Source organism: Lysinibacillus sp. EB106-09-02-XG168 (genome assembly GCF_058791475.1).
The window spans coordinates 3,974,545-3,989,501 of record NZ_JBYTDN010000003.1 but is presented as its reverse complement, the minus strand read 5'-3'; the positions used below and the strand labels follow the sequence as shown (position 1 = coordinate 3,989,501).

The window sequence follows — 14,957 nt, the reverse complement described above, 5'->3', positions numbered from 1 at the left end:
GGAGCTAATTTTTTCCACTGTAGCGGGACACTTGAACTATAGTAAGATTTGTTTTATAATAAGTTTACTGAATGCCAGATTACATGGAAGCGTACTTTTAGCTCCCACCGTACTAGAAGAAATTCTAGCTCCTTTGCTTGAACGAAGCTGCGTGCTTCGATTCATATTCAAGGGGACGTTACGGATTCGACAGGGATGGTTCAAGCTTTGGTCGCGCGTCGGAGGTCTCGGCTCCGTCATCAACGGAAGTTATATAATAACTGGCAAACAACAAAACTTAGCTTTCGCAGCGTAAGCTCTTAAGCGCTCTGCCTCTCTATCGCCCATGTAGAGAACGTAGGGCCCAACTTTAGTGGGATACGGTCGATGGTGCCACCTGAGTCACCGACAAGAGATTTCCAGGTTAGCGTACAGGACGCCTGTTTGTCGGCATAATGCTACGTGAATCGTAAATAGGCAAACTACACGCGTAGAAGCTGAAGTATTGGAGTTTCTGGACGCGGGTTCGACTCCCGCCGTCTCCATAATACGATTTCATTGGATTTCAATGAACGTCAAAACCCTTGTATATCAAGGGTTTTTTATTTTGTCTATGTCATATAGTTTCATTGAGTATCAAACGAACGTAGTCAAAAACGTAGTCAAAGCGTAGTCGCTCAACTACATTTCAATGTAGCTGGCGAACTTCTGTATAGCTTCTTCTTTCGCTTTCTTTGTAACGTGTGCATAGATGTTCATTGTCGTTTGTACATCACTATGCCCTAAACGATCCTGCACTTCCTTTATACTAGCACCCGCTTCAAATAACAATGAACAATGTGTATGTCGTAAACCATGCGTTGTAATAGCACCTAGATTGTACTTCTGTTGTACATGTAATATCCACTTACGAGTTTTAGTTGGCTGTAAATATTCATTTTGTTCATTACTAAACACAAGCTGCTTAGGTTGCATTGTATTGAAGCCTAGTATTAAATAATCCTGCTTCTGCTTTTTCTTCCACTCTTTTAATATTGCCATTGTTTTATCGTCCATTTTAATAGTACGAGCAACACCTGTTTTTGTAGATTTTACATATAGCTGATTATCTTTTCCTCTTGAAAGGGCCTTATTAATTCGTAGCTCGTTTGTTGTGAAGTTTAAGTCATTCCACGTCAGTGCCAATGCTTCACCTTTACGCATTCCGCTAAATGCTAGTAAACGGAATAGGGCAAACGCTTTGTAGTTACTCTCTTGTTCTAAGCATGTAAGGAATTGAATAAGCTGCTCACGTGTGTAGAAGTTTTCATCTTCATCATCATTGGTAACGCTAGTTTTCTTGGTTAGATTAGTAGGCATTTCTACAAGTGCAAAAGGGTTTGTTTGAATGAATCCACGCTTCATAGCAAAGTCTAATACTTTAGCTGCATATGATTTTACTGTACGGGAATTCTTTAATTTTCTCGCCCATTCATTAATATGCTTTTGACAAATATCAACTGTCAGTTTTTCAATTTTGTATTTCCCCATTGCAGGCAAAATATGATTTTTAAAAATGCCAGTCGTTTTTACGAATGTACTTTCCTCAACCGTATTTTCATACTGAACAACCCATAAGTCGTAAACCTCTTGATATGTTTCAGCACGCTCTTTTTTGTACGTACCATTTGCTACATCAAGCTTTAAACGTGCAAGTGCTAATTCAGCTTCTTTACGTGTTTTAAAGCCACGTTTCATTGTGCGCTTCTGTTTCCCCGTTAATGGATCAATCCCTAAATAGGCTGGGAACTCATATCGTGTTTCACCGTTTTTCAGCTTATAGCTTTTGATGGGTGATACTTTCTTTTTCGTCATAGTATTTCCTCCTGAATCAGTTGCGGGGGCAAATGATTAAAAAGAGGATTTACCTCATGATTATTATAACGAATCACAAGATAAATCCCACTATTAATTAAAAGCTATGTTCTTGAAAGAAGCGATCAATTTCTTTACGTGATATACGCTTAATCCCTTCAATCTCACATACTTGTAAGCCGTACTGACGATACTTTAATAGCGTGTTATACGATACACCAGCGTATTTAGCTCCTTCCTTTAATGAAAGCCACCCACTATCAACAAATTCATGCTGTGCGGCTTGTAATCCCTTTTGTACGGCTTTTATAACTATTTCTTCAATCTCAGTAGTTGTTAAATTTACATTCATTTTTACATACTCCTCTTTAAAATTTAATCCCCGCAATTTAATTGCTGTTATGGATTTATACGAGGCAAAAAGGGCATTGTTAAATACAATTTGAAGCTGGTTTTCTAGCGCCTATAAAAATATCCAGTTTTGTTCTTTTAATTAAGTAAGCTTTTAAAAATAGAGGCTGGAATATGTTAAAATTATCTAAACGCCACACACTTGAAATTAGACAAGAAGTGCTCGTGTATTTCAACCTACATAAAAGAGTATTTTCGATGAAAGATGTAAAGACAGTATTTTTGCTATCTAGGAGGTTTTTAATTTGCATACTCACGGTGAAGTACAAAATGAAGTAGTACATGAACATATCGTAATGAATTCAGATTACGACAAATCAGGAAAAGTTATTGAATTTTCAAGACTAGAAAAATATGTTGTAAAAAAAGTTTACTGTGGTAAATGTGAAGAATGGATGGAAACAGATAGTCGTGACATTATAACTGATTATTTATGTCCTAATTGTTGTACAAATTGGAAATGATATTAACCCGCCACTTTAAATCAAAAAGCACTCAAAATGATAATACATTTACACGCAATTATAAAATGACAACAGCTAAAAGCAGTTACTAGAACACTTATATGTTTTAGTAGCTGCTTTTAGTTTTGTCCTGATGAATTGAAAAAACTTATAAAAATGATTTAACTCTGCTAAACAGTCCTCGTATAAGGCATATGTGAGCGAATATAACGACTTTATATAGTGAACTTACAAAACGATTTAACTATGTAATTTAGCTTGCGTATAAGGAAATGAAGGAGATGAAGCAGCATGAAAATTTACAACTAGTAAGTATCATTCAAATATGCTGTAAACTTCATTTAAATTATGTTTGATAAAAACTTTAAAAATAATTTAACTCTGCTAAATATACCTCGTATAAGTCATTAACGGAGGTGAAGCAGCATGGAAGTTTACAACTAGAAAAGTATTATCGACTAAGCGTAACCTTTCAATGGAAATGAATTGTTATAGCTTGTCAAATCAAATTCAATCACTGAACGAATAAAAAGTAACGTTTTAATAGGAATCTTCTAAATACCCCCCCAGTGCCTACTAAATCAAGTATTAGAGTGGGATTGGGCGGGAGCTAAGTGATACCTATGAGAAATTTTTCGTGAAAATTGATGCGGATTTGAAAAAAATTTTTAACTTTGCAAAATAAATTGCGTATATGTCCTATGTAAGCATAAAAAGTATTTTTAAATATGATACAAGTTAATAACTAAAAAAATTAAAAAATAATTTAACTCTGTAAAATAGCTTGCGTATATGTCCTATGTAAGCATAAAAAGTATTTTTAAATACGATACAAGTTAAAAACAAAAAAAATTAAAAAGTGATTTAACTCTGTAAAACAACTTGCGTAAATGTACTGTGTAAGCATAAAAAGTATTTTTAAATACGAACAAGTTAAAAACAAAAAATTAAAAAGTGATTTAACTCTGTAAAAAAGCTTGCGTATTAATCAAATGAGGGGGCGAAAGCTTAGTAAAAATAAATATGCTACATGTTAAGCAGTAAATCCTATCTATGCTGCTATTCACTGTATAACCTTTCAGCATGAAAGTATTCGTTATAGAGTGTCAATCTTACATCACGAACATTACAAATAAAAATCAATGGTTTATCACAAATGATTTAATTCACCCCCCCGGTGCCTACATAATCAACTATTAAAGTGTTATAGCATGGGGACTACGTGATACCTACGAGAAACTTTTGCGGAAAAGTGATGCGGATTAGAAAAAATATTTAACTATGCAAAATGCATAGCGTATATGTCAAATGAAGGCGATAAGCCGAATAAAATTAAAGAATGGAGTAATAACATGAACAAACAAAAACAAAACATCCTTAAAGATTGGTTTAGCCAAACGGAAGGATATGTAGAATTTCGTTTAATCGGACAACAAGGTTTAGTAGAGCGTCGTTTTATTGAAGTAGAAGATTTAACAGAAGCGGTACTTGATAATTTAAATGAAGAAGGTAAGCAAAAAAATCTAAATGTTTACTTTAGTGTTTCAACACGAAAGTGCAAATCTGGAAAAGAGGAAGACGTGTTACATGTACCAGGCTTATGGTTAGATATCGATCCAAAGCATGCAACATATGAAGAGGCGATGCAAGTAGTAAAATCACTACCTACACCGCCAACTGCCACCGTTTCTAGTGGAAATGGTATCCACGCATATTTTAAATTTAATGAACCATTTGAAGTGGTAGATGATCATTCATTCAAGTTCATTAAAGAATTGAGTATAAAGCTGCATACATTTGCTAAGGCAGATAATACAGCAGATTTAGCCCGTTTATTACGAGTGCCAAATAGTATGAATGTGAAAAACTTAATGGACGTTAAGCTTTGCTCGCTAGTGGAATTCACAGGTGCTACTTATAGTTTAGACAGTTTTACATATTTAGATGATGTAGAAATTAAAACAGTAAGTAAAACATTAGAAAATATTGAAATCGAAGAGTTATCCCCTGTTGAAATCGATGCATTACAAGTGCCGTTTACTATTAAAAGTTTAATAGTAAATGGCCCTGAAGAGGGGGAAGATCGTTCAAAGAAAATCTTCCATGTTGTAATTGAGTTATTAAAAGCTCAACATACACCCGAAGAAATCGCATTTGTATTGTTAAATGATGAGTGGGCGATCGGAGAAAAAATTAGTGATCGACATCATGCTGCTAAGTTACAGTACATTGAAAGAGTCGTTATAAATGCATCGCAAGTTTTAAATGAGGAACAGGATAATTTGGAGGTTGAGCAACTATTAAATAAGATAGATACAAATGAATGTTTAGTTTATGAGTATAATAATTGCTACTATGAAAAACAAAGAAGATTATCAAATTTCATCTTTGTACCTGAGGAAAGAGTACATGCAAATATAGACGAATATCTAAAAGGCCATATCGTTTTAAATAATGGCGAAATTTTTAAAAATATTGTATTAACAGCTAAAGCATTTAGTAGTAAGAAAGGCTTCATTGAGGAAATAAACAGTACTAAAATTAGTTGGTTAGGTGACGAAAAACATTTGCAATATTTAAAGGAACTATTTATGACAAAACAAGTTGTAGACAAATATGCTGTAAGTAAAATTGGTCTACACAATAACTTATTTATTACTCCGAATAAAGTCATTGATAGTGAAGGTATTGTTGAAAACAGTAAGTATATTTACATGCCAAAGCTCGCTGAAGGGCAAATGGATCTTGAATTATCAATGGATATGCTGTCATCTGATTACTGGAAGGATCTCGTAAAAGAAGTATTGCCGTTATTAGCACAAGTTAATGAAGAGGGGGTTATTAATACGATTATTGGTTGGCACTTTGTTACACCTATAGTTCCTTTATTACGTAAATATACAGATAATGCATTTCCACAGTTAATGATTTGGGGTACACAAAGTGCTGGTAAAACAAGTACAGCACAGTTATTCGGCAAATTATTTGGTAATCCAGAGGTTCGTTCTTGTACCCGACCCGCCTTCTCAATTACAAGGGAGGTCGATTTATTAAACGGTGTTCCGCTATATTTAGATGAATTTAGACCATATAATATGTCAGCTTCTAACTGGAAAGGTTTAAAGAACTTGGCCTTAAATGCGTATAAAGCAGCATTAGATAGTAGAGGTAATAAAAATCAAGGTACTGTAACTTATAGACTAACGGCACCAATTGTATGGTTGGGGGAGACAAGTTTTGAGGAATCGAACATGTTAGAACGTTTGATTATTGCTCAACTTACACCAAATACATTATGCCAAAATGACGGCTATAAAAAGGCATATAAAAAGATTAACGCATCAAAATTGTCAGGGTTTATGCCTGGTTATGTACAGTGGTTACTAAATAAGATTGAAAGTGAAGATATTTTACTAGGTACGTTATATGAACATTATAAAGAAATGGTGGATTGTAAATATGATTTACATGAACGTCCGTTAGCGAATCTAGCTATGGTATTAGTTGGAGTGCATTTGTTTAATGAATTGGCTAATGAATTGCAAATTGATTGTACTATCGATCAATATGGCGTGATAGAAGAACAAGTGAAGCATTTTAGAGGTAACAAGATTCATAATGCCTTACAAAATTTATTCAAGCATACAGCAGCAATTGTACAAAGCGATAATAACGAATTTAAGAAAGGAACACATTATGAATATAATGCTGCGCAAAATAAGCTAACTATTGCTAGAGAAATGTGGCTCCCAGCAGTAAGAAAGTACATGAAGGAACATGATTATGTAGATGAGCGCTTTTCTGATAAGCAAATTGAAAATTTATTAAAAGAAAATCAGTCACAATCAGGCTTTGTATTGCATACATCGTCTCCGAGAACTGTGGGCGGGAAATCCACTCGAAGCTATGTTATTGATACACAAAGACTAGAGGAAGAATTAGATATTCAGAAGGAGGTCTGGGAAGTACGTTTACATTTCTAGAAACACATAATTAGAATAGAAATAGCTGTAGTTCACAATAGATGTGGCTACAGCTTTTTAGTTACCACTACACAAGAAATAAGAGCTGAAATTACATTCGTATCAGGGAGTTTAAAGTACCAACTACAATAACTACACAATATATTGATATATGTAGTATGAATAGTTGTACACAAAGAATTTATTACTGTACATACTTCAGGATAATAAGTAGTAATTGTAGTTCTATTTCATATTTATTACCGTAGAAATCCAATAGAAATCTACTGTAAATCTACTATATTTACCGTAGAAATCTACGATAACTTTAGTAACTTATACGTCAAATCCAATAGAAATGTATTTTATTGACTTAGTGTTTTTCTCTTGATAGCAAAAAATGCAGAGGTGTGGTGCGTTTTCAAAAGTTGTAGATGCACCGATACGCAATAAATTGTTCTCATAAAGTTATTGTGCAACAGTTACTCATTATCTTTCCAAGCGATTAAAGTCTCAATAAACATTAAAACAGCTTTTTGATCTTTCTTAGAACGACCTTCTAACAGACGTACAATTTCCTCTAACTCAAAGCTAAGCATTTTTGGATGGGTTTCTTCTTTATCATCAAATAGCTCTTCTAATGTAATTTCTAACGCAGTACATACTTTTGCAACGCTCTCAATTGTAGCGTTCTTTTCTCCACGTTCAAGTTGACCAATATATGTGTTATGCAAGGAAGCACGATATGCTAGTTCTTCTTGGCTTAGTCCACGTTCTTTACGTAAGAAGCGGATTCTCTCCCCAACCACTTTTGTTAAATCCGTCATGTAATCACCTCATCATTAGGATTGACGAGAAATGATTCAATAACCATATACTATAGATATAATTTTTCGTTAAAATAAAATATACTATTGATATTATTTTTGAGTGGGGGTAGTATAAGTACAGCCAGAAAAATATTAGAGGAGTGATAGAATAATGGATCATGAACAATTTGATGCTTGGACAATATGGGAACATGAACAAACGCTAGAAAATTTACAACAAAGTTATAAATGTAAAGAATTTAGAAAAGATTTGAAGCGAGGGTGGGGCTTTAAGTGTAGCAATTGTGATGAAAAGGTATCTAGTAAGACTCATCATGAATACTGGGGTTTTACAATATCGTTTTCACAGCAACCTGTACCGGATTTATACCGCTTCTGTTCAAAAGAATGTGGAGATGTTATTTATAATGGTTTATATCAAAAGCACTTAAATGAAATAGAACTAATTAAACAAAAGTATCGTTAATTCCATTTTTATAAGTTTGGTAAGCACAGTCCTTAGAGTCTGTGCTTTTTAATTTTGTCAAAAGCGATATACTGCTAGGAGAACTAGTGAAATAAAAATGGCGTTTGGGAATTTGCCCCATTAAAGAGGGTAATTTATATGTTGCATATGTTATGATAGATGAAATTGCTTTTATAATATATTTTTTAAAGAAGCTAATTTTATTGATAGTAAGTTTTAGGAGGAGAAACTTCTTTAACGATTATTGTTATATTGCCTATAATTGGTGTTATGGGCAGTTTAGAGAAAAATGCAAATAGTTAAACAAGAACTAATGCAAAAAAATGATTTAATTAAGAGTCTAAAGTATGTTCCAAGGAAAGAACATGCAAAAACCGTGCAGTCATCTTTTTGGGGAATTAGTTAAATGTAAGTAATGGTTATTGAAATCAATAGCAGAAGCACTAGAATCAATTTTTAATCAAATTCGATTAGTAGTTTGAGGAGAACATAGATATTAATATAAAGAAAAACAGCTACCAACGGCTAGTTCTAGTTAATAGTAGCTGTTTTTCTATACCATTTTTGTAATTTGAAATAATATAGATACACGTTAACGGTGTGCTGTAGGATATTACATCTAAGTCACCTGTGATTATAGAGTCAGAAAACAAAAATGAAGTGTTTACGCTAATTTGAAAACATTATGAATGTTGTAGATGGGATAAAAAACTCAATACTAAATGGTACCCCACCAAAAGCTTTCACGGTGGGGTAATTCGATGCTTGGAAAAATAAAAATAATGTATAGGTTGGTAGTAATTTTGTCCCTATCCTAAGAGTACATTATGAATTGAATTTGCTATAATAGATACAACTGGTTTTCAGGAGGGTTACAGGATAAGGCTAGGAGTGCGATTAGCAAGAGAAACAAAAAGCGGAATAAATGAGTTAAAGGACATTTTGCAAAATGAACCAATGTACAATGGATTAAATTTAACAAATGGCTTAGTAGTGAATCTAGCATATCGAGAAACGAAGAATAGTGATTGGAAAGAGGTCATCAAAAATCCTTTTACCCTAAAAGATAATATTGACAAGAAAAATTTGGAGTTAAAACAAATTTAGACCTAAGTCAAGAAACAATAGATGGTATTCATGACTTGAAGAAAGAACTGCCATTTTATTTACCGAATGTATCATATGTTACCGTATCTTTTGTTATTCGTCTTATTGTCAAAAGTGCTTTATTAAGTAGGAAAATGGAGATATAAGAGGATAAAAAAATGGAGAAAACTAATTTAATTCTTAAGGAAAGTATGAACCAATGCATTTTATAATAAATAAAGAGTGAAAAAGAGGGAAAATGATGGCGGAATCGCAAGTAGATATTAAAGTTATGAGTAAATTAAGAAGTATTGGTTATTCGGATGATGAAATGAACTATCAGTATAGTATTAACAGTAATGGTACTAAGATTATAAAACCTAATACAGGTGAAAACTATTTATCAAAAGCTGGTAAAAAATCTGTTATGCAACCAGAATTTGTTATTTTTTCGGAAGGAAAACAGAATAGGCAAAAAGTTCGTCGATTATTATTGATTGAAGACAAAGATGAAGAAAAAAATCTTGGAAGCTTTAACGCAATGAGTGATACTAACGGACTGTATAAATATGCTATGACTGATGTTTATCATTACGCTAAGGAGTTAATATTAAAAACCGATGATATTAAAGAAGTTCTAGCTATCGGAGTTGCAGGAGAAAGTTTAAAATCCAAAGGAATATATTTATATAAAAAGGACAGCGTTATAGATAAATATGCAAAAAAAACATATCAGGTGACTGATGAAGTAGGTATGATCTACTTAGACCATTTTATGGATTGGGAAGAGTTATCTAAGGACAAAATTGCAAAGTTCATCAATTCAAAGTTGCTGCGTTTAAATTCTCCAGATAGTGTAGAAAATGTGACTCATATAAAAAGTGTAGGTGGAAAATTATCGAAGCAGATTGACGTTGCTCTGAAATTAGACCCATATAAGAGGTTACTTTTAGTTTGTGGTTTATTGATTGGAATAAATCATAATCCTAGAATTGTTTCAATGTTTGATGATGATACTGGTGCGGATTTATTATTCAACACGATAAAGAATGCATTGCCTAGCACTAAATTTAATGAAGAAAAAAAAGAACAGCTACTTACTAGTTTCAGTTTTATTAAAGATGCACCAGAGATGAAGAAACCTGTAAAAGATAAAAAGGGCATTGAACTTGGAATGCCTTTAAATATAGTTGCAAAAGAGTTACAGACTAAATCGGCGGTAGGATATTCAGTTGTCGATTTGATGAAGGAAAGTACTCATATAGATTTGTTGGGTAATTTATTTGATGTATTCACAAAATATATGCAAATCGGTGGGAGTGCAGGGGATATTGTCTTAACTCCGAGTCACTTGACTAAATTTATGTCTAGAATTATTGATGTAAATGAAGACGATTATGTTTTAGATATAACGGTTGGGTCAGGTGGATTTTTGATTTCTGCCATGCACGAAATGGAAAACAGAATTGAAAAAAGAAAAGACTTATCTTCTAAGGAAAAGCAGGATGCTATTCAAAAAGTTAAAGAGGAACAACTTTGGGGTGTTGAATATGATGCTAATATGTTCGCAACTTGTGTTTCGAATATGATGTTACATGGTGACGGGAAATCCCATATTTTCCGAGGAGACTCCTTATTAAAAGAGGATCTATCTTCTGGAAAGAGTTATGATGAAATTTTTGCAGGAGTTAAATTTACTAAAATGTTATTTAATCCACCATATACGCATCAAGTAGAGTATATTCGAAATGGATTAAGCTATATAGAAAAGGGCGGAATGGCTTCAATTATTGTTCCAAAACAGACTTTTACAGTTGGAAACGTAAATGTTGTAAATGAGATTTTTGCAAACAATAGATTAAAAGTGGTTATTGACCTTCCACTGGGACAGTTTAAAACAAAGAATAAAACTGTAGGAACTGATGTGGCTATTTTTGTTTTTGAAGCAGGATATCCTCAAAAATTTGGAGAAGATGTTATCACCTTTATTAAGTTATTAAAAGACGAAGTTTTTACAATGGGTGCACAAAAAGGAATGCCAAGTAAGAAAACTGATTTACTTTTTGAGTTGATGACGCAATATATTAAAGATGGTTGTCGTATGGATTCTACAATTACAGGTTCAAAATATCACAACTATTTTGATGAAATTTTACATGTGAAGATAGAAGAAAAAAAATACATGTATAAAGATTATAAAGATAAACCAGATATTACACCAACTGAAGTTGATTTTGTTGAAAGTATTGGTAGTTATTTGGAATTTCTTCTAAGGGAAAAGAGTGGTGATTTTGATGAAGTGGAAGACATTTAGCATTCCTAAGTTATTTGAAATTAAAAATACCCAAGGAATTCTTTTTTCTGAAATCATGGATTTGGAGGGGACTGTTCCTTACGTAACTGCTTCAAAGTTTAACAATGGCGTAAAAGCCCACATCGAACATGATAAACGTAAGATAAATAAGGGCAAGTGTATTTTTATTGGGGGGAAAACTTTTACTGTATCCTATCAAGAATCTGATTTTTTCTCTAATGATAGTCATAATTTAGCTTTATATTTAAAAGAAAGACAGTATATGACTCGAAATATATATTTGTTTTTAGTGAGCATAATTAAGGCAGGTTTAAGGCATAAATATAGTTGGGGAGATAGTGTAAGTAGTACTAAAATAAAAAAAGATTCACTCCAGCTTCCAGTAATTGGTGACAGCGATGAAATCAATTGGGGTTATATGGAGAGTTATATAGAGTCTATTATTCCGAAATATGTTGAAAAGATAAAGGAAGAAAGCCAAGAAAAGAAGACTGTGATTTTAGAAAAAAAACGTGGGATTTTGGATTTACTTGGTTTACAGGAAAAGGATATTTTAATTTCACTGGAAGAGGAGTCACTAATTTCTCAAGTTAAAGAGTATGGAACCTTTAAAGTTTCAGAATTCTTCGAGGTTGAACGTGGGGTAAATGTTAAGCCTGAAAACCGTTCAGTTGAGAAGAATGATATTTATAGTTTGCCAGTCTCCACAGCGACTCTGAAAAATAATGGAATTGGTTATTTTACATCCCCTATTGAAAGAAAAGTTTATGAAAATGAATTAGTAACTGCCGATATGGGTTATGCAGGCTATTTGTTATATCAGAAAGATATGTTTACAGCGGGGCTTCATTCATTAGTCATTAAGAAGAAAGAAAATTTTTCGAAAAATGTTCTACTATATTTCCAGATGGCTATTCAAAAAAATGCACTTTTAAATGTGAAATTTACTAGAGGGGAACAATGGACTTCAATAAGCGGTGACATTATAGAAAGTTTAGATGTTAAGATTCCTATCGACACAACAGGGAAACCTGATTTCCATTTTATCGAGTCATATATTAGTGTGATGTATAAAAAATCTTTCCAAAGATATTCAGAACAGTTAATATCAATTGAAAAAAGTACTAAAAAGCATATTTCCGATATTGAAAAAATCATTGAGAACTTACCCAATACTTAACTTTCTTAAGTTGATCAAATAAAACGTAAATTCAAGTCAATATAATCGATATTCATTAATTTGAATGTCGGTTTTTCTTTTTTATTGCTTTAATAAATTGACAAAAAGGAAAAGGGAGTAATTTGCTGGTTAGCGCTTCATTCAAACCTTTGATCCGAATTAAATACTAAAAAGAGAGAAGGATAAATAATGGTAGGAGTTATGTTAGTAATTTAAAAATTAGCACTCAATCTAATTCACCTTCCACCCTAGTAAGGGGTGTTCGAGAAAATTTTATATCTCTTGTATTTTATTAGTTGAGGGGTCTGTTACAAAAATGTTATTTTGGATTGATTTAGATAAACTTATGTATTTAGAGGGAGAATGAGATTTATATTATAATATGTTAAACATCAAAAATGCCCCCGCAACGTATTTTTTATCAAACGTAGTCAAAAGCGTAGTCAAAAAATTCAATTGCCCCCGCAGCTATTGATATATCAGTACTTTGAGACGGTTGGTTCGACTCCCGCCGTCTCCATACATAGAGTGGTCTTGAAAACCCAGTCATAACAGCGGCTTTAAGTATAGATGAATAATGAGAGTGAAGGAATGGATAAATTCCTTTCGTTTTCTGTTTTAAACGAATAGCCCCAATTAAAAAATCCAATCGTTTTGAGAATCTTTTTGTCAAAACGATTGGATTATTTCAATGTAAGTTCAATGTTGATTAAGTTCAGGCTTTCTTTTTTGCCGGGTATCCAATTAAAATAGCGATAATCCCACAAATTCCTATCAAAATCGGGTAGAAAGAATACTGCAGCATGCTCACTGGCGATATTCCCGCAACGCTTGCGGCTGCTAGGAATTGGGCTCCGTATGGCAGAAGACCTTGGGCCGTACAGGAGAAAATATCTAATATACTTGCGGACTTTCTTGGCTCAATCCCATACTGGTCAGCAATATTTTTTGCAAGGGGACCAGCAATTAAAATAGCAATTGTATTATTGGCCGTAGATAAATTAGTTAGGCCCACAAGACCTGCAATCCCAAATTCAGCACCTTTTTTTGATTTAATTCTTCGTGTCGCAAGGTGAAGTAGGAAGTCAATTCCTCCGTTAAGCTTAATAATTTCCACCATTCCAGCGATTAAGATTGCAAGAAATGCCATTTCATACATGCCTGACATTCCTTCGCCAATCTTTTGGAAAAGGTCCATTAACTGATAGCTGCCATCCGCTAAGCCAACACCCCCGGCCAGAACAATCCCGAATGCAAGAACAAGGAAAACATTCATTCCAATTAGCGCAAAAATAATAACCAAAACATAGGGAACAATTTTTACCCAACTATAGCTTAAATGCTCTACTTGTGCGGTAGTATCACCCATTGTGATAACCCCTAAAATAATGCTCGTTACTATAGCTGCCGGCAACACAATCCAAAAATTCACTTTAAATTTATCTTTCATTTGTGCGCCCTGTGAACGAACTGCAGTAATAGTTGTATCTGAAATAAAGGATAAATTATCGCCAAACATCGAACCTCCAACAATCGCCGCCATTACTAAAGCCATAGAAAAGTCGGTATGCTCGCTTATCCCAACTCCAATTGGCGCCAGAGCAACAATTGTTCCTACCGAAGTCCCCATTGATAGGGAGATAAAGCAGGCTATGATGAACAAGCCTACGACAAGCAGGTTTTGTGGAATGACTGACAAAGCAAAGTTAACAGTGGAGTCTACTGCCCCCATGCCTTTTGCTACCTCTGAAAAGGCTCCAGCCAATAGAAAAATAACAACCATCAGCATGACATTTAAATTACCAGCGCCTTTACAAAAAATATCAACCTTATTCGAAAACGATTCTTTTCGATTCATTGCCAGAGCCACAGCGCCCGAAATGGCAATGGCTACAATGACAGGGAAGGCATAAAAATCACCTGTAATAACCCCTGAACCAATAAATAAAACTAAAAAAACAACAAATGGGATTAGCGCCCATGGATTTTCTTTCTTCATTGTTCTACCTCCAAAAATTAAAAAATGGATACGTCTTTGTCCATTTTTCTCTAAAAAAAGACCTCTTCTTGAAAACAAGAAGAGGTCTTATATCTATAAAACACTCCTCTTATCTATCAAGCCATTGCTTGCTGGATTTGGCACAGTAACTTAAATACAAAGTTCCGCTGCCGAGATTTCATAGGGCCAGTCCCTCCATCTCTCTTGATAAGAAGAAAAACATATTATTTTTTGCACAATAATGAAATAGTATAATAAAACATCTATATTTGCAACATTTTTTAATTAAACTTTATTTCAAAGTAACAGGAAATACAGTCCGCACTGAAATAGGGCTATTCAATCATAATACTAATACGCAGATTCTGATTTAACAGCAAAACAAACTAGTTTCAATAATATGCTAAAATAA

At 33.5% G+C, this 14,957-nt stretch carries 10 protein-coding genes, 1 other RNA gene and 1 riboswitch; of the genes, 7 read left to right on the top strand and 4 right to left on the bottom strand.

Annotated features, from left to right (window positions below):
- Positions 1-171: 171 nt before the first annotated feature.
- Positions 172-527: a transfer-messenger RNA gene (gene ssrA, locus AC3WSO_RS20265) on the top strand.
- Positions 528-660: 133 nt separating this feature from the next.
- Here the strand turns inward: ssrA and AC3WSO_RS20260 are convergent.
- Together AC3WSO_RS20260 and AC3WSO_RS20255 are read right to left on the bottom strand one after the other, a co-directional pair.
- Positions 661-1,833, bottom strand: a complete 1,173-nt coding sequence (locus AC3WSO_RS20260) for a site-specific integrase (RefSeq protein WP_492533244.1) — start codon at positions 1,831-1,833, stop codon at positions 661-663.
- 97 nt (positions 1,834-1,930) lie between these two features.
- Positions 1,931-2,185 (bottom strand): helix-turn-helix domain-containing protein, encoded by a 255-nt coding sequence (locus AC3WSO_RS20255; RefSeq protein WP_492533242.1) that lies wholly within the window; start codon positions 2,183-2,185, stop codon positions 1,931-1,933.
- 304 nt (positions 2,186-2,489) lie between these two features.
- Between AC3WSO_RS20255 and AC3WSO_RS20250 the strand changes: the two genes are divergently transcribed.
- Positions 2,490-2,708 carry a hypothetical protein gene (locus tag AC3WSO_RS20250; RefSeq protein ID WP_488381816.1) on the top strand — a complete coding sequence of 73 codons (219 nt, stop codon included), beginning with the start codon at positions 2,490-2,492 and terminating at the stop codon, positions 2,706-2,708.
- Between the two features lie 1,352 nt (positions 2,709-4,060).
- A complete protein-coding gene (locus AC3WSO_RS20245) occupies positions 4,061-6,691 on the top strand; it encodes a DUF927 domain-containing protein (RefSeq protein ID WP_492533241.1) in 2,631 nt (876 codons plus the stop codon).
- Positions 6,692-7,152: 461 nt separating this feature from the next.
- Here AC3WSO_RS20245 and AC3WSO_RS20240 read toward each other — a convergent pair whose 3' ends face one another.
- Positions 7,153-7,497 (bottom strand): helix-turn-helix domain-containing protein, encoded by a 345-nt coding sequence (locus AC3WSO_RS20240; RefSeq protein WP_492533239.1) that lies wholly within the window; start codon positions 7,495-7,497, stop codon positions 7,153-7,155.
- Positions 7,498-7,651: 154 nt separating this feature from the next.
- Here AC3WSO_RS20240 and AC3WSO_RS20235 point away from each other — a divergent pair, with 154 nt between their 5' ends.
- The 4 genes from AC3WSO_RS20235 (at position 7,652) to AC3WSO_RS20220 (ending at position 12,546) form a co-directional block, all read left to right on the top strand.
- Positions 7,652-7,966 (top strand): hypothetical protein, encoded by a 315-nt coding sequence (locus AC3WSO_RS20235; protein WP_421049921.1) that lies wholly within the window; start codon positions 7,652-7,654, stop codon positions 7,964-7,966.
- An 891-nt stretch (positions 7,967-8,857) separates the two neighbouring features.
- The gene (locus tag AC3WSO_RS20230; protein ID WP_492533237.1) at positions 8,858-9,073 is read left to right on the top strand and encodes a hypothetical protein; all 216 of its coding nucleotides are present in this window, start codon (positions 8,858-8,860) and stop codon (positions 9,071-9,073) included.
- Positions 9,074-9,314: 241 nt separating this feature from the next.
- Positions 9,315-11,366 carry an HsdM family class I SAM-dependent methyltransferase gene (locus AC3WSO_RS20225; protein WP_492533235.1) on the top strand — a complete coding sequence of 684 codons (2,052 nt, stop codon included), beginning with the start codon at positions 9,315-9,317 and terminating at the stop codon, positions 11,364-11,366.
- Positions 11,347-12,546, top strand: coding sequence for a restriction endonuclease subunit S (locus AC3WSO_RS20220; protein WP_492533233.1), 1,200 nt, complete (start codon positions 11,347-11,349; stop codon positions 12,544-12,546). Before AC3WSO_RS20225 ends, AC3WSO_RS20220 begins: the two co-directional genes overlap by 20 nt.
- A gap of 715 nt (positions 12,547-13,261) precedes the next feature.
- On the opposite strand, the gene AC3WSO_RS20215 is transcribed toward AC3WSO_RS20220, so the two are convergent.
- Positions 13,262-14,545 (bottom strand): Na+/H+ antiporter NhaC family protein, encoded by a 1,284-nt coding sequence (locus AC3WSO_RS20215; RefSeq protein ID WP_492533231.1) that lies wholly within the window; start codon positions 14,543-14,545, stop codon positions 13,262-13,264.
- Positions 14,546-14,651: 106 nt separating this feature from the next.
- Positions 14,652-14,759, bottom strand: a riboswitch (SAM riboswitch).
- Between the last annotated feature and the right edge of the window lie 198 nt (positions 14,760-14,957).